We start from the raw sequence: 14,987 nt of genomic DNA on the forward strand, positions 1-14,987 counted from the left end.
ATGAATCGGGATTATGGTCCGGGGCAAAGCTTCGACCGGATACAAGTGGAGGCACCAGCGGTGCCAGAGCAGCCAGACGATTGCAAACTTCAAAATGGAATTGATTCGAACTCTTCGGAAGGCACTGCCATGGATTGACAAAACCCGCCTCATACAAGTCTCTACGCCAATCCTCCATCTTTTCGCGGGCATCCGCAAGGGTCAGGAACCAGTGTTGGTTCAGGCATTCCGCCCGGAAGCGGCCGTTAAACGCCTCGATGAAGGCGTTGTCAGTCGGCTTGCCAGGGCGTGAGAAGTCCAAGGTCACGCCTTTGGCATAGGCCCAGAGGTCGAGATCGCGTGAAACGAACTCCGTCCCCTGGTCGACACGGATCGTCTTCGGATAGCCGACCTGCCGGCATACCCGTTCCAATGTTTCCACGACATCTTCTCCCCGATAGCTATGCCGCGGATCAAGCACCGGCACATAGCGCGAGAAGGTGTCGACCACCGTCAGCACTCGTAATTTCTTGCCGGTCGCGAGTTGGTCGTGAACGAAGTCCATCGCCCAGACATCGTTGGGTTCAACGGCCTTTTGCCGGTCCTCCCGTAGCTTGGCTTTGACTCGGCGCTTCGGCGTTTTATTTCGTAGTTGAAGGCCTAAGTCCCTGTAAATCCGATAAGTTCGTTTGATATTGGTGCCCCAACCTTCGCGTTCCAGGAGTACATGAACACGACGGTAGCCGTAACGGACACGGGTCTCGCAAATCTCACGAATACGACGTTCCAGGCCGGCCTGATCGGCACGGCGAGAGGTGTAGTGGTAGGTCGACCGACCGAAGTTCAGTGCCCTACAAGCTTGCCGGATCGAGATCGCCCAATCGCGGCACATGCCCTTAACCACCTCCCGCTTGCGAGCAGGCCTTAAAGCTTTCGGCGGATGACATCCTGCAGCATCTCGCGGTCCAACGTTAGGTCCGCGACGATCTTCTTCAGCCGAGCGTTCTCGTCTTCGAGCTGTTTCAGCTTCTTCATCTCCGGCGGCAACATGCCAGCGTACTTTTTCTTCCAATTGAAATAGGTCGCCTGGCTGATGCCCGCCTTTCGGCAAATCTCCGCCACCGGCACACCTTCATCACCCTGCTTCAGAATGAACGCCTTCTGCGCGTCCGAAAACTGCGATGCCTTCATCATCTTCCGTCCTTTCCCAGCCAGGAAATGCACCGGAAAACTCTAACCAAAACTGGTCCAGTTTGAAGGGTTCAGATCATTTTGATACGCCAAATGGCGCGGTGGGAGCAACCGGCGGAAACGCGAAGCTTCCACATTGCGTAGCGTTAGAGCCGGTTGCGGCGATAGTTCCGGCATGGTCCGCCGGCGTCTGGTATCCGAGCGATGAGTGCGGCCGGAAATTGTTGTAGTCGCCGGGCTTCAGCTCCGGCGCCAGCACCTTTTCGACATAGACTAAGAAGGTCGTCGCGTTGATCGGCCCGTCGATGACCCATGGCGCGCTGACGCGATCGACACGCAGGGCGGCAATGAACGTCATGGTGTTCCAGTGACCGAAGGGAGCGTGGCCGAACAGCCGTTTGCTCGCGGCGCCCAGCCTCGTAGTGGCGCCATTATCTCGGGGCGTATTCTTGCCCGATGAGCCGGGCCGAAGGAAATTGCTTAGCAATTGGGGAAAGGGCACCTTTCGGCGCCCTTCGTTGCTTAGTCAGAGAGTGCGACGCCGATAGCGGAGCCGCTCCTCTTCGACTTGTTTGGCATTATAGGGATCAAGCGTGTCATCGAAGCGCGTCCATCCCTGCTGTTCATAGGCACTACGGCGTTCGGCCGGATCAACCCAGCTTGAGCGTTTCAAGATCGCGTCGGCTTCGGGTGCAATGGCTTCGTCCACCTTGGCGGTGACCAATGTACCGCCCCGACGAACGCCTTCCGCATAAAAATGGGCATCGCGTTCCGGGACACCGGACTCGGTGAGAGCGCCGATAATGCCCCCGGCCGCACCGCCGGCGACTGCACCCGCCGCCGCGCCAGCAGCGGTCGCTGCAAGCCAGCCTGCCGCTACAACCGGCCCGACACCTGGTATCGCCATCAAGCCAAGGCCAGTGAGGAGGCCACCTGCGCCACCGACCACAGCGCCGATTCCGGCCCCGGTTCCAGCGCCCTCTGCTGCATTCGAATCCCCATGCCGCCTGTCGGCATTATTGGAGACAATGCTGATATCGCTAGACCGCACACCTGCAGCTTCAAGGTCACTTACCGCCGCGCTGGCATCTGCGTAGTCATCGAACAGTCCGGTTACAGTTCTCATAGATGATCTCCTTGAGATTAATTGGCGACGACGTTGCCCTGGTAATCCAGTGCGACGGTAACGGCCTTGCCGTCCTTCATGGCGGCGGCATTCCAGATGCCTTGGTCGTCCTTCTTGAGGTCCTTGACCCCGGTATAACCGGCTTTCTCGATCCGGTCCTTGGCCTGACTTTCCGTAAAGCTGTTTGCGCCTTCGACCGGGGCCGTGGGGTTCTTCGTGTCCGGTGTCGCAACCGCCGGGGTGTTGCCATTGCTGTTGGCTGCGGGTGCAGTCTGAGCAACGGCTGAAAGAGTTGATACGGAGGCGAGTGCGGCGGCAAGAATGATCTTTCTCATAGTTTCCTCTCTAGCTCGGATCTTCGTCGTTGGATCCGTTGCTCAACCCCGTGATAAACTGTTTGTTCCGCCATCGGACTTTAGGCTGAAGGTTCGAACCAATATCTGCAGATTCGTCGAATGCCCGTCCGGTCATCGCAACTGAGAGGCGTTGCGGATCTGGACGATCCAACGCTTGACGTTGCGCCCTCCTGACTGGCGCCATGATCTTCGGGCAAGCTGAAGAGGCAGGTGATGGCGGCTAAGTTGATCCTGTCGGCCCTGGCGCCGTATTCTATCGTTCATTGCCGACTTCACAGATGAGCCGCGCGTCACCTCGAGAGAAGCCCAGGCGAATGTAAGCCCTGATGGCGGAGGAGAAGACGTTTGACCGCAATCAGTGAATAGCGGCTATTGCGATCACTCCGGCTTCGCCAGCGGCGCGCAACATGGCGGTTCGAAGGTGATGTGGATCGCCGCGACCGATGATGACATCCAGACAGACTTTGACGGCAGCACAGAACTCCTCGCCATCGTCGTGCGGCCATTCGTGAAGGAGGGCTTCGGCTGCATCGCGAGCTGTGCGGACTGTTTTCCGCCTCTGTTTATCCGGAAAGACCAGAACAATTGGCTCGATCGGTCTGACTGTACGCCACTTCATAGTCGCCCTCAAACGACAATCATCAATGGAACGCAGCAACTATACATTGCACTCGTTTGGATGCAAAGGCATCGAATCCATTGCTCCGATTTATTCGAGCTGTTGAGCTGACGTGCTCAGCTTGGTCGATCTCAGCGATCGCCAGGGTGGGATCTGGTCCAGATCTTTAGGGGTCGGCGGAGCACGCTCGTCGTCCGACAAGATAGCGGGCTAGGCAAAGCGTTTCCGACCTATCGGCCAGCCGTTGCCCGCCCCAGCACCTCGGCCATGATCTCCGGCATCGTCGGCTTCGAAAGCCACTCTCCAGCCGAGAAGGCTTCGGCCGCAACGTCACTCTGGTCGACATCGGCCCCGGAATACACCACGAAGGGAACTTTCATCTGCGCGAGAGCCTCGACGACGTCCGTGCACAGGCCGTCGTTCACCCTCGGATCGACGACTGCGAGATCCGGCGTGTTCACCGCCAGCCATGCCAGCGCATCCGCTCTCGTGTCCAGCGACGTCACGGACGCTGCTCCGAACTCCTTGAGCATCTCCTCCATGTCGAGCGAGATGAATGGTTCGTCTTCGAGGACGAGAACGTTTCCGAGCTTCACGCGATACCCCTCCGCACAAGGAGCGTAGTTGTCTTGGGCCGGCGTCGCAACCCACGTTTTCGTGGGCTGAGCGTCGCAGGCGCCTCGCTGTCCTTGCCTTGCGAAACCTTTCTCGTTTCCTCACGTTCAGTTCGAAAAATGAGGTGACCACGTGCGCACAGACGACCGGCCCGAAATCCATGGAGATATCCCAGCAGCAGCTTCTGAACAGGGAATGGCAGACCGCAAGGAACTGGCATCGTTCGCATTCCAGCGAACCCGGATGCCAATGGTGGTCGCCGACGCCCGCGAGCCCGATATGCGGATCGTTCTTGCGAACGACGCCTTCGTCGAGCTGACGGGCTATTGTGCCGAAGAGATAATCGGCCGGAACTGCCGGTTCCTTCAAGGTCCAGACACGTCCCCCGTAGCCGTCGCGGAGATCCGTGCGGCAATCGCGCAAAGGCGCGACGCGACAATCGAGATCCTGAATTACAAGAAGGACGGCACACCGTTCTGGAACCAACTCCATTTGTCCGCCCTTCGGGACGAGGCAGGTGCCGTTGCCTATTTCTTCGCGTCGCAGGTCGACGTCACCGAGCTGCGGCGTGTGCAGACGCTGGAAGAGGCCGAGCACAGGCTGCTTCTGGAAGTCGATCATCGAACCAAGAACGTGCTCGCCATCGTCGACAGCATCGTGCGCCTCAGCAAGTCGGAGAATTCAGCAGCCTATTCGGCTTCGGTCCAGCAGCGCGTTCAGGCGCTGTCGCGCACTCACATGCTGCTCGCGGAGAGCGGCTGGCAGGAAGTTAGTCTCGAATCCATCATTCGCACCCAGGTCGCCGTCTTTGGCGGCGATCAAGTCGACGTCCAGGGGCCGGAGATCATGGTTCCCGCACCATCGGTTCAGCCTCTTGGGCTGGCTGTCCACGAGCTTGCAGCCAATGCCGCGGTCCATGGATCGCTCTCGCGCGGAAAAGGCACACTTTCTATCGACTGGAGAAAAGAAGGAAACGGTCTGGTGCTTCACTGGAACGAGGAAGGTGGCCCTGTCCCGGCTGAGCGGCACGGATATGGTTTCGGCACGGTCCTCCTTGGCGCGGTGGTCGAGAAGCAGCTTGGTGGATCAATCCACAGGACCTGGGGAAACGGAGGGCTCCAACTGCGCATTGAGCTCCCATCCCTCGACCGCGTGGGCGGCGGTCTGAGACACAAGCCTTGAGGCAGCCCCTCCGAGGCCGAACAGGCTGCGCCGACGTAACCTTTTTCAACCGCCAACGTTCTAAGTAAGAGAAGGAGATTTTCGATGACGTCAGAAGCCACAGCCGCAAAGCAGCGAGAAATCCAGGATCAAGTCGACAAGGCGGACAAGAAGCAGAAGCCGAAGGAACCCGGCGCGATGCAGGCGGGCGCTCGCCGCTATCCCGAGCCACCGTTTCCAAAGGTCCATCAGGACAAGCCAGGATCCGAAGCCGATCTTCCACTCGCCCCGATGTATGACGCGCCCTTCTACAAGGGCTCGGAAAAGCTGAAGGACAAGGTCGCATTGATCACCGGAGGCGATTCCGGCATCGGTCGTTCCGTTGCGATCCTCTTCGCGCGTGAGGGCGCCGACGTCGCGATCGTCCACCTCGACGAAGCCGAGGACGCCGAGGCGACCATGGCTGCGGTGGAGAAGGAAGGCCGCAGGTGCCTCGTCATCCGCGGCGACGTGAAGGACGCAAACTTCTGCCGCCAGGCGGTCGAGAAGACGATAAAGGAGTTTTCCAGCCTAGACGTGCTCGTCAACAACGCCGCCTTCCAGGTCCACACCGCCGAAATCGCAGACCTGACGGACGAGCATTTCGACGAAACGCTGAAGACAAACCTCTACGGCTATTTCTACATGGCCAAGGCCGCCGTCCCGCATATGAAGAACGGCTCGGCGATCATCAACACCGGCTCGGTGACCGGCCTCGAAGGCTCCAAGGAGCTGCTGGATTATTCGATGACGAAAGGCGGCATCCATGCCTTCACGAAGGCTCTGTCGAGCCAACTCGTGCCGAAGGGCATCCGTGTGAACGCAATCGCGCCGGGACCGGTCTGGACCCCGCTCAATCCTTCCGACAAGCAGGCGGAGGACGTCGCGAAGTTCGGCAGCCAGACGCCGATGAAGCGTGCGGCCCAGCCCGAAGAAATCGCGCCGGCCTACGTTTTCCTCGCGTCCCCGCAGATGTCGAGCTACATCACCGGCGAAATCATTCCGATCGTCGGCGGTTACTAGTTCAGGAACGGAGGACGTCATGACCGAAATCAGAGACAGGCGGAATGCCCGCGTTACCGAGACTGCAACGGAAGCCCGGCAGGGTCGGTACGGGAAGTCCGTGTTCCTTGTTTTGGTCGGCGGCCTCGTGCTCGCGATGATCGTCTGGGGCGGCGTCGAGATCTGGGGCGAAAATATCGACCGGACGGATGGCCGGACGACTGCAGCGACGTCAAACGACCCGATAAACGCCCAGCCTTCCGGTGCCGGAACCTTCGACAACAACGCCGCCGACGGGTCAAGCAAACCGCCTGAAGCGACGGATCGATCTCCTTCCCCAAGCGGAAACGGCGGCGGCCCGACGCAGGTCACCACGCCATCCGGAACGGAGAAGACGCGATGACCAAGCGGGAGGAGGCTGCAACATGACCTCGAAACGTCGCCTCGTCGGCGTCAATCACGTCGCGCTCGAAATCGACGACGTCGAGGAGGCGCTTCATTTCTACGGCTCGATCTTCAGCTTCGAACTAAGAGGCATGGAGATGGACGACAACGACCGTCCGCACATCCGCCGGCCCGGATCCTTAGATGAGGATGACTTGATCAAATTCGGGAGAGGTGTCGAATTCGTTGCGCAGTACCCCACAGTCACACGTCTTACTGACCGGCTTCGTGCGAAAAGCTAAAAGTGAGGGTGAAGACTGTCGTGTGAATACCACGTGACATATGTCGGCGGTCACAGCGTCGTGCTTTCGATGATCCGCGGCCTGAGAAAAGGGTGCCACCCGGTTACGGAAAGACACCCTTCATACCGACTTTAAAGGCGCCAGCAGGATAGGAGTTAGCGGACGCACCACGGTGTGCAACGGACCAAAGTCCGATGCGAGTTTTTGACGTCAACGATTTCTTGGTGCCTGGCAGCCTAGCGAAAAATGCCCCGCATAGGGCGGGGCAAGGAGTGCGGTAACTGGAAAGGTCGGGAAGCGCGCGAGCGTGCGCATTCCCCGTCGCTCCGAACGCAAAGCTCAATAAAAAGTTCCACAGAAAAATAGGGAGACCGCTTGCGAGCAAAAAAGCCCGCGTGCTTTTTGACGTGGAGGGCGAGACCGGATCAGTCGGAAACAATCTCGCGAGTGGCCGATCGTCAACGATCCCCGCAGCTCTGCAAACAGCGCCGGCAATCGCTGTACCTCATCGAGCACCGTTAAATGCCCCACTTGAGCTTGGAGGAACGCTTCCGCATCTTCCAGTTTGCGTCGGTCACCTACGCGTTCCAGGTCCAGAGAAATTGTGCCTTGTACTCGATCCGCAAGTTTGCGAGCGAGCGTGGTCTTGCCAACCTGACGTGCGCCGACTAGCGCGACCACGGGTGTGTGCGCCAAGGCCTGTTCGAGAGGGTCTGGGTATAATCATTACCGTAAATCATAAATCAGAGTTTCGATAACGGTCAATTTCCTTTGCCAGGATGGTAGAGCTTGCCATAGCACCCCATATCGCGATTTCGCACGTGTTCATTCGCGAACTCTGTTGGGGACGAGTGAGAAGCCCCATTTATGGGCCTCATTGCGTTCCTGATCGCTGCTGCTGGATGGAATGAGCCAGTTGCCGATTGCCGCCGGCGGTCGACCCAAATGCAGAAGCATCGGTCTCAAACGCCCTCCATTCTTATGTATCGGATGTCATTGATGCGAAATAGAATCTTGCCCGCTGAAGGGCGGTTCGATTCCGTTCAAGGCGAAAAGGAATGAACGCTGGCCCTCGCTGCTTTCGTCCGGTTTGGGTTCGGGCTTGCGGCAAGACGACCCGGTCGGTGACAGGGCGGTCGTTAGCAAGCAAAAGGCCGCTTGCGGCGGCCTTCTGCGTTCTCTAGTGTTACATTCAGCCAGCAGCCTTGATGCTTGTATTGCAAAGGCTCCAATAGCCGCCGCCCTTTTGGATCCACTTCAGATCTCCAAGCGTGCCGGCATCCTTGGCCGAATGATAGGCATCGACGCAGGTATGGAGGCGAGCCTTTGCGGGCGTCTCGCTTGAATATTTCTTGTCGATCGCCTTCGGGAACTTGACGCTCTTCGGCGCCGCGGTCGTCGCCTTTTCAGGCTCTTTGTCGGTGGTCTTTGCGACGTCCGCCTCGTCTTCCTTATCGGCGGCAGCAGCGTCCGCGCCGCAGAATTTGGCGCGGAAATCGTTCCATTTCATGGCTTTGGCAGAGCCGTCAGCTTTTGCCGCCTGATATTTTGTGCTGCATTCCTTCATCGTCAGCGCGTGCGCCGGCGTCGACATGATAAATGCAGCAAGCAACGATCCGGCAGCGGAGAGAAGCAATTTGTGCGACATGTGATTGGCCTCAGTCGATGATGTTGACGTTTCAATCTTCTCTTCCGCCTGAGCTATGGCGCCGATAACGGAAGGGCTCCATTGGGAGCCCTGCTCAATGAACCTCCGATGAACGGTCGCGCTGACAAATCATCGTAGCCACCGCCGCGCTCGCGGGCGGCCCAGCAAGGTCGGAACGTCGACATAATCCTTTTTGCGCAGATGGGCCGGTCCCTGATATCGGAGAAGCTGGCCGTTGTTCCGTAAGCGGCCGATCAGCAATCCGTCTTCGGATTTCGTCAGCGGCGCGATTTCTCGCGCGCCGGCGAAGCGCGCCGTCCCGTGCGTGTCCGATTCACTCATCGTTCCGAAATGCCCAACCAGCGGCGCCGTCAAAAAGCGGATCAGCAATACGACGGCAAACAGCACGAATGCCCAATCGCCGACGTGCCGGAGGATATCACCCTTGCTGCTGCCGAGGATCACACGCAGGCCGTAGATGGCAATCAGATAAGTTACAGATCCCTTGAGGAACGACCGGGCATATCTGAGCGGCAAAGTGATAAGCGCGACGATCGCTGAGAGCGGATCGCGGGCTGCCGTGCGCATCATATTGGCGAACGCAGCTTTGATCTGACTAGCATACATCATAATGCTGCACTCCCACTATCCGATCGACGGCTCGGGCAGCTGTTGTTTCAGAAGATCGTCGAACAGATCCCGGTCGCCGTCGCGGGTGAGGAACTTCGGCAATTCGGATCGAAGCCACGCGGCCAGTCCTTCTGTGATCTGCAGGTCGCGATTTTTCTCCAGCCGATGCAGCACAAGGGCAGCCGGCGCGATCACTTGCGGAACACGTTTTCTCGAATGCCGAAGAAGCCATGCAGGGACTGCGCGGCCGCATCCTTGACGGGAATTCAGATCCTCGCGAAATCTCAAGACAGCTCCAATCGTCGCCGCAAACGATAGGCACACTCCTCGGCAGGACCGGCATGTTCGAAGACAATGCTGCGCGTCGCCGGGCGCTCGGCCTCATCAAGGGGCTGGCAGCTCACGTCGAGCAGTGCGGCAAAACCTGGCAGCGGCGACTTGAGGCCGAGACCAATTCCGAACGCCGGAAGCGGGAAAGGCAGGACGTGATTGCGGTGCCAGATCTCAGCGATGGATCGAAGACGCTGCTTCGCGAGCTCGACGGTCTGCCGTCGTCGGAGAAGAGCAGGCCAGTTGGCGAGTTGGCAATGACTCCTGAAGGTCGCAGAGCGTTGGACGAAGCAAAAGAAGTCGTGAGCGCGATCGAAAAACGCTTCGGTCGCGCCAATCCCGCAGACCTTGCAGAACAGCTGAAGCGGGCAGGGTCAGGTCAGGTGGTGACATCGAGCGTATCCGCGATGTCACGCGGCTTGCCGACCGCAGCCATCGCGCCGAGCTTACCCAGCGGCTGGAGCTGAAACGCTCCCTTGGCAGCACCAACACACTGGGATTGAGCATGTGATTTGATGCAGGCCATCGCGCCAAACAAAGCGTATAGAATTCCAGTCGGCGATCTAACAGGGCGAAGCCGATTGGGATGTCTGCCTCTCCGGGAAACACGAGGGTCACCTGCCTATCATCGCCCAGATCGCTGGTAAAGCGAACTTCGAAGCCCATCTGGACGACATCGGAAGGGACGAGGGCGTCGTCGACAACGCGCGCCCGTTACAGTTCTTGAAGAAGCGCGTCAGACGCATCAGGGTTCTTGGACGCATGCGCCTCGGCGAGTTTGGTCAGCCTTCCATGTTCGCCCTTGCCTATGGTGATCGCCGGTCTTCGCGAGGTCCAGCTGCTTGCCATTCGATAACTCCTGCACGCCGCGAACCAGGTTCTGCGACGGCGAATGATGGAATTGTTGAGAAAATGCGGGGAGACTCCCAGCCTCGGCCGCCAACCCCCTCGGCTGGATGCGATGCGGCCAGCCGGGGGTCAAGTTCCTGCGATGAGGAACACCCGTCTTACGACGATATCATGATGCAAGATCAACATGTGATGAAGATGGTGACGAACTCCGCATCAGTCAAGGATAGCGTCTTCTACCGGCTGCGTAGAGGGGACCTCTTCAAAGTCAATCAGTGACTGGGAGGGCGACTTGAGTTGTCGATTCGCGACGGCTGCGATTTCTAATGCAATTTCCTCCCCGTCGGCTGGGGAGAGAACCCCGCCGAGGCGGGGAAGGGTGAGGGGTGATGTTCTATGCGACCGACATCTATCGGCTTTGTTGACTAGACATCCCACGTCACTTGCCACGTTTTTCATATTTTCTCCATCTACTGCAGAAGATCCCGTGAGCGGCCCATGCGCAGAATCAAGAAGGTAGCGCGGCGAGGCAGGACTAGATGTCGACTTGTCAGGGCCATCCTCTATGTCCCGAAGCAGCAATACTGGATGGAGAGCTGACATGCACATCGATGGCGCATGCCAATGCGAAAAGATCACATATGAAGCCGAGGTCGATCTGCAAGACGTCGCGATCTGCCATTGTGCCGACTGTCAGAGATTGACTGGCACCGCCTATAGGGTGACCGTCAGCACACAACGTAGCCAGTTCCATATCACGTCAGGTGAGCCTAAACTTTATGTTAAGACCGCCGACAATGGTCGTCGGCGGCTGCAGTTCTTCTGTTCCGATTGCGGATCGCCCATCTACACGACGGGAGAGAATGAAGACGCCGAGCAGGTCGGGATCAGACTGGGAACTGTCAATCAGCGTCGGGGGCTGAAGCCCCATTCGCAGATCTGGTGCTCCTCGGCTTTGGCGTGGGCGCAGGATCTGACTGGACTTCCAGGTCGACCGGGGGATTGAGCGTCCCAGCAGAAGACGTAACCGAACGGGTTTCCGTCTTATCCCAGAAGGAAAGCGACGAAAGTCGGCCAGCGCGCCCAGCGGCTCCCGGTACGACGCCTTGAAATTGGACCTCACCCGAGATCGAAGTCGAGCCGCCGTTATTGCCATCAGCCGTCGAGGCATACATATTTTTGTGTATGCAATCGATTTCTAAAACGCCATAGGAGTAAGCATGACCCGCCTTTCAAACATGGTCGCCGTCGTAACTGGCGGCGGCAGAGGAATAGGTCGAGAGATCGCTCTACAGCAGGCCAGGGAAGGGGCAAAGGTCGCCGTGTTGGCGCGAACGGCCACCGAGATTGAGGAAACAGCCTCTCTCATTGACGAAGCGGGCGGTGAAGCGATCGCTGTTTCGACGGACCTGATTGACCTTGCCGCCGTTGAAAGTGCCTTTGCTCGCGTTGCGAGCGAATTGGGCCCGATCGACATTCTCATCAACAACCACGGCTCATTTCAGGGCTTTGGTCCTATTTGGGACTGTGATCCCCTTGTTTGGTGGCGGGATGTCGAGATCAATCTTCGTGGTACATTCAACACTTGCCGCACGGCCGCCCCTATGATGTTGGCGCAGAGCAGCGGCCGGATCGTAAACCTCGTTGGTGGCGGAACGGGCAACAGCTTTCCTCATGGCTCTGGCTACGCGTCCAGCAAGGCCGCCATCATGCGTTTCACGGAGTGTCTGAACGACACAACCATTGGCAACAACGTGCGCGCGTTCGCCGTCGATCCCGGTCTTGTTCGCACGGCGATGACCGAGTTGCAGCTATCGTCGGAGGCCGGGAAAATCTACTTGCCCGGGATCCAGAAGCTTTTCGAGGATGGTGTCAACATCGAACCGTCGCGGGCTGCACTCTTGATTGCCGACATCGCTGCCGGACGCTTCGATACTCTGGCTGGCCGTCTCTTGCGCGGTGTCGATGATCGCGATGTGCTCGCAGAGGAGATGGATGCGATAGTCGCGGCAGACGGTAGAGCATTGCGTTTTAGCTCCGTCGAACAAGCTAGGCTTTGAAGATAAGTTGGTGGTTGGAGAGCCCCGTTTGCAAAGTGCCTGAATGAACATGCGGCGCCGATGGTACCGCTGCGCTATCCGTCGGTAAATTCATGTCCGCGGGTTCGCACAGCCGTCCTGTCTCATCCGGGCCTGGCGGTCGCCTCCGACTGGATGCGCTGGAACTGGCTGATCGCAGCGTGCGGCGCGTCCTAGAAGACAGGAAACTCCGAGGATCGATCTTTGGGCGGTGTTCGCCACCGACAGGCTGACAATGCAAAGACACGCGTGTTCGCCGATTTCGCGGGATCGATTGTTGCTGCGCAAAGGATATAGGCCCGGTGGTTGACTTGTTCACCGCGGCCGGCCGGAACTTCTTGAATCGGCATCCGTTTTTTGACCGAAATGAAATCGTAGGGGACTTCGCTGGCGAGCACGTCCCGAGGCAGAGCGCGGGATCGAGCCTAGGTCGCTGGCGGACAGGATCATGAGGTCCGCTACGAGGCTAAGAAGGAAGGCGTTTCCAAGGACACGGTTAAGAAAGCCGTGAAAAGCGCCGGCAACTCTCGCAAGAGGTCGAGCAGGAAATCGGCCGTCTGTAGGCCGTTAAGATCGCGACCTATAATGTCAAAGGCGTCAACGGCCGGCTTGAAGTTCTCATCCGATGGCTCGAAGAGGCTGGGCCGGACGTCGTCTGCCTGCAGGAGCTGAAGGCGCCGCAGGAGAAATTTCCGGTCAAGGCGATCGAGGCTGCGGGCTACGGGGCTGTGCGGCAGGGCCAGAAGCCATGGAACGGCGTCGCGATCGTTGCCAATGGGCGGGAGCCGCACCTCACGAGAAAGGGATTGCCGAGTGAACCGGAAGACGAGCACAGCCGCTAGATCGAGGCGATCGTCGACGGCATTGTCATCGGAGGGCTCTATCTACCGAACGGTAATCCATATCTCGCCCCGAGCAGAACCGGCAAAGTCGCAATTTTTCGTAACACAATAAAATAATCGTGCCCCCGCACCTGTGTAGATTGCATTACGGCGATGCATTGAAGCCTCGACCGTTAGGTGGTCTCGCAAGGTCGGCTGCCAGACGCATAAGCCGCCGACGGCATGCACATTAAATGAGGGAAGATTATGGGTTCAAAAGTACACCTAACGATTGTTTGTTGTGCTCTAGCGCTGTCCGCAACAACAGTGACCACCATGAGCGGATTTAAAGTTGAAGTGCGAGCGGAAGCAGAACGTTCCGTCACGAGTGTACTTCCCACCGGGCCCGCAGTTGGTGACATGGAGCTGTCGCCGTTCTACCGATGGGATGGTGAATTGCCTGAAAAGCCGGGACATCTGCTGCGTAAGGAGTCTGCGCCGGTTCAAAAGGATTTAGAATCGGCGAGCGAAGTCCTACGTATCCTTTACACATCCACAGATGCGCGATGGAACTCAGGACTTCTGCCTGTCAGCGGCATGTTGTACCTCCCGGCGGGTCCGCCTCCGGCTGAGGGGTGGCCACTGATTGCATGGGGCCACGGCACCCTCGGCATAGCCGATGTCTGTGCGCCTTCCTGGGCAGGGCTGAAAAAGCGAGATGCCGCCTATGTGAACCAGTGGCTAGGTGCCGGTTTTGCTGTGGTTGCTACGGATTATCAAGGGCTCGGGGGGCCGGGACCCCATCCATACCTTTATTGGCAGTCGGAAGCACGCTCAATCCTCGATTCGGTGCGTGCTGCTTCGGCTGCTGCTCCAGGTCGTCTTTCCGGTAAAGTCGTAATTGCCGGCCAGTCACAGGGCGGGGGGGCCGCACTGGGCGCGGCTAATCTCTTTCGTGAATACTCTCCTGACCTCGAGATCCTAGGTGTCATCGCTACAGCGCCCAACAGCACGTTTCCAGACGGTCCAATTTCGCTTCCGGCGCGCAATTCTGCGAACATGTTTTTCAGCGTAGCTACAGTTGGGCTGCGGGATCAAAAGCGAAGTGTAGAGGAAATCCTTAGCGACAAAGGGAAAAAGCTTCTTGTAACAGCGCTGCAAGGCTGCACCCGTGAGGTTGGCATAGAAGCTCAAAAGCTTGGAGTAAAGTCGTTGGCGGACGCATTCTCTATTCCGCTTGAGGAGCTCGCAGCCACCAGAGTGAATGCCACGGACATGCCGCAGAAGACCATGGATATACCATTGCTTATTGGGACTGGTCTTGCCGATCACACGGTCGAGCCTATGCGTCAATATGCTCTGGTGTCGGCTCTGTGTGCGGCCGGCAACGACGTGACTTGGCGCCGCTATGATGGACTAGACCATGATGGAACATTGAACGGGTCTTTCCAAGACTCTGTCAGCTTCGCTCGCGCGTTGATCGAGAAAAAGAGGGTGGTAGCAGAATGCTCGCAGATCTCCGCGCCTGGACCTGTGCAGGAGCCGGATCCGCATTCTCACCATAACGTTGATTAGAATCCGAGAACTCACGTTCTGACGCAGGCGGTGAACGCGAATCTTCTGAGAACGATCAGTAGTCCATCCACCATCGTCCCGACAAGAAGGTCCTCCTGACCGGGAGTGCCGCCGGTCCCGGCGGTCAGCTCGACGTCAATCGTCAGCGACCGCCGTCCGGCGATCTCGCCGATACTCGCCGGCTTCCAGAAATCCACCCGCTGGCAGGATGCAGTTACGAAAGGCACCCGTCCGACCGGCGCCCAGCACGATCATCGAACATCACGGCTGGCGTATATGCGC

General features: G+C 58.4%; 15 protein-coding genes and 7 pseudogenes. 10 read left to right on the forward strand and 12 right to left on the reverse strand.

Annotation, left to right across the window (positions count from 1 at the left end):
• Positions 1-157: 157 nt before the first annotated feature.
• The 6 genes and pseudogenes from FHT78_RS24415 to FHT78_RS24445 all read right to left on the reverse strand — a co-directional run.
• Positions 158-1,170: pseudogene (locus FHT78_RS24415) on the reverse strand (IS3 family transposase); the annotation flags it as partial.
• A gap of 76 nt (positions 1,171-1,246) precedes the next feature.
• A pseudogene (locus FHT78_RS29430) lies at positions 1,247-1,602 on the reverse strand (hypothetical protein); the annotation flags it as partial.
• A gap of 94 nt (positions 1,603-1,696) precedes the next feature.
• A complete protein-coding gene (locus tag FHT78_RS24430; protein WP_183749160.1) occupies positions 1,697-2,296 on the reverse strand; it encodes a general stress protein in 600 nt (199 codons plus the stop codon).
• 17 nt (positions 2,297-2,313) lie between these two features.
• The gene (locus FHT78_RS24435; RefSeq protein WP_183749161.1) at positions 2,314-2,631 is read right to left on the reverse strand and encodes a PepSY domain-containing protein; all 318 of its coding nucleotides are present in this window, start codon (positions 2,629-2,631) and stop codon (positions 2,314-2,316) included.
• A gap of 376 nt (positions 2,632-3,007) precedes the next feature.
• Positions 3,008-3,271 (reverse strand): DUF982 domain-containing protein, encoded by a 264-nt coding sequence (locus FHT78_RS24440; RefSeq protein ID WP_183749162.1) that lies wholly within the window; start codon positions 3,269-3,271, stop codon positions 3,008-3,010.
• Between the two features lie 230 nt (positions 3,272-3,501).
• On the reverse strand, positions 3,502-3,867 hold the full coding sequence (locus FHT78_RS24445; protein WP_183749163.1) for a response regulator: 366 nt from the start codon (positions 3,865-3,867) through the stop codon (positions 3,502-3,504).
• A gap of 151 nt (positions 3,868-4,018) precedes the next feature.
• Between FHT78_RS24445 and FHT78_RS24450 the strand changes: the two genes are divergently transcribed.
• From FHT78_RS24450 to FHT78_RS24465, 4 genes are all read left to right on the forward strand, one after another.
• On the forward strand, positions 4,019-5,068 hold the full coding sequence (locus FHT78_RS24450) for a PAS domain-containing protein (RefSeq protein WP_183749164.1): 1,050 nt from the start codon (positions 4,019-4,021) through the stop codon (positions 5,066-5,068).
• A gap of 84 nt (positions 5,069-5,152) precedes the next feature.
• On the forward strand, positions 5,153-6,109 hold the full coding sequence (locus tag FHT78_RS24455) for an SDR family oxidoreductase (RefSeq protein WP_183749165.1): 957 nt from the start codon (positions 5,153-5,155) through the stop codon (positions 6,107-6,109).
• Between the two features lie 19 nt (positions 6,110-6,128).
• The gene (locus FHT78_RS24460) at positions 6,129-6,491 is read left to right on the forward strand and encodes a hypothetical protein (RefSeq protein WP_183749166.1); all 363 of its coding nucleotides are present in this window, start codon (positions 6,129-6,131) and stop codon (positions 6,489-6,491) included.
• Positions 6,492-6,513: 22 nt separating this feature from the next.
• Positions 6,514-6,774, forward strand: coding sequence for a hypothetical protein (locus FHT78_RS24465; protein ID WP_183749167.1), 261 nt, complete (start codon positions 6,514-6,516; stop codon positions 6,772-6,774).
• 339 nt (positions 6,775-7,113) lie between these two features.
• On the opposite strand, the gene FHT78_RS29435 is transcribed toward FHT78_RS24465, so the two are convergent.
• The 4 genes and pseudogenes from FHT78_RS29435 to FHT78_RS24485 form a co-directional block, all read right to left on the reverse strand.
• Positions 7,114-7,455 (reverse strand): AAA family ATPase, encoded by a 342-nt coding sequence (locus tag FHT78_RS29435; RefSeq protein ID WP_312858789.1) that lies wholly within the window; start codon positions 7,453-7,455, stop codon positions 7,114-7,116.
• Positions 7,456-7,966: 511 nt separating this feature from the next.
• Positions 7,967-8,422, reverse strand: a complete 456-nt coding sequence (locus FHT78_RS24475; protein ID WP_183749168.1) for a hypothetical protein — start codon at positions 8,420-8,422, stop codon at positions 7,967-7,969.
• 198 nt (positions 8,423-8,620) lie between these two features.
• Positions 8,621-9,052 (reverse strand): annotated as a pseudogene (locus FHT78_RS24480) (type IV secretory system conjugative DNA transfer family protein); the annotation flags it as partial.
• Positions 9,049-9,232: pseudogene (locus FHT78_RS24485) on the reverse strand (mobilization protein); the annotation flags it as partial. The pseudogenes FHT78_RS24480 and FHT78_RS24485, both read right to left, overlap by 4 nt.
• Here FHT78_RS24485 and FHT78_RS24490 point away from each other — a divergent pair.
• Positions 9,232-9,893 (forward strand): annotated as a pseudogene (locus tag FHT78_RS24490) (BID domain-containing protein); the annotation flags it as partial. The pseudogenes FHT78_RS24485 and FHT78_RS24490 overlap by 1 nt on opposite strands.
• Before the next feature lie 203 nt (positions 9,894-10,096).
• On the opposite strand, the gene FHT78_RS29695 reads toward FHT78_RS24490, so the two are convergent.
• Complete coding sequence (locus FHT78_RS29695; RefSeq protein ID WP_281412882.1) at positions 10,097-10,231, reverse strand: hypothetical protein; 135 nt, start codon at positions 10,229-10,231, stop codon at positions 10,097-10,099.
• A 601-nt stretch (positions 10,232-10,832) separates the two neighbouring features.
• On the opposite strand from FHT78_RS29695, the gene FHT78_RS24500 reads away from it, so the two are divergent.
• From FHT78_RS24500 to FHT78_RS24515, 5 genes and pseudogenes are all read left to right on the forward strand, one after another.
• Entirely contained in the window at positions 10,833-11,237 is a 405-nt protein-coding gene (locus FHT78_RS24500) for a GFA family protein (RefSeq protein WP_183749169.1), read from the forward strand.
• A 214-nt stretch (positions 11,238-11,451) separates the two neighbouring features.
• A complete protein-coding gene (locus tag FHT78_RS24505) occupies positions 11,452-12,291 on the forward strand; it encodes an SDR family oxidoreductase (RefSeq protein WP_183749170.1) in 840 nt (279 codons plus the stop codon).
• Between the two features lie 405 nt (positions 12,292-12,696).
• Positions 12,697-12,872: pseudogene (locus FHT78_RS29440) on the forward strand (DUF3606 domain-containing protein).
• A gap of 9 nt (positions 12,873-12,881) precedes the next feature.
• Positions 12,882-13,214: pseudogene (locus tag FHT78_RS29445) on the forward strand (endonuclease/exonuclease/phosphatase family protein); the annotation flags it as partial.
• 183 nt (positions 13,215-13,397) lie between these two features.
• A complete protein-coding gene (locus tag FHT78_RS24515) occupies positions 13,398-14,705 on the forward strand; it encodes a lipase family protein (protein WP_246715409.1) in 1,308 nt (435 codons plus the stop codon).
• Between the two features lie 11 nt (positions 14,706-14,716).
• On the opposite strand, the gene FHT78_RS24520 is transcribed toward FHT78_RS24515, so the two are convergent.
• A complete protein-coding gene (locus FHT78_RS24520; protein ID WP_183749171.1) occupies positions 14,717-14,932 on the reverse strand; it encodes a hypothetical protein in 216 nt (71 codons plus the stop codon).
• Between the last annotated feature and the right edge of the window lie 55 nt (positions 14,933-14,987).

The organism is Rhizobium sp. BK196, assembly GCF_014193255.1.
GTDB lineage: Bacteria > Pseudomonadota > Alphaproteobacteria > Rhizobiales > Rhizobiaceae > Rhizobium.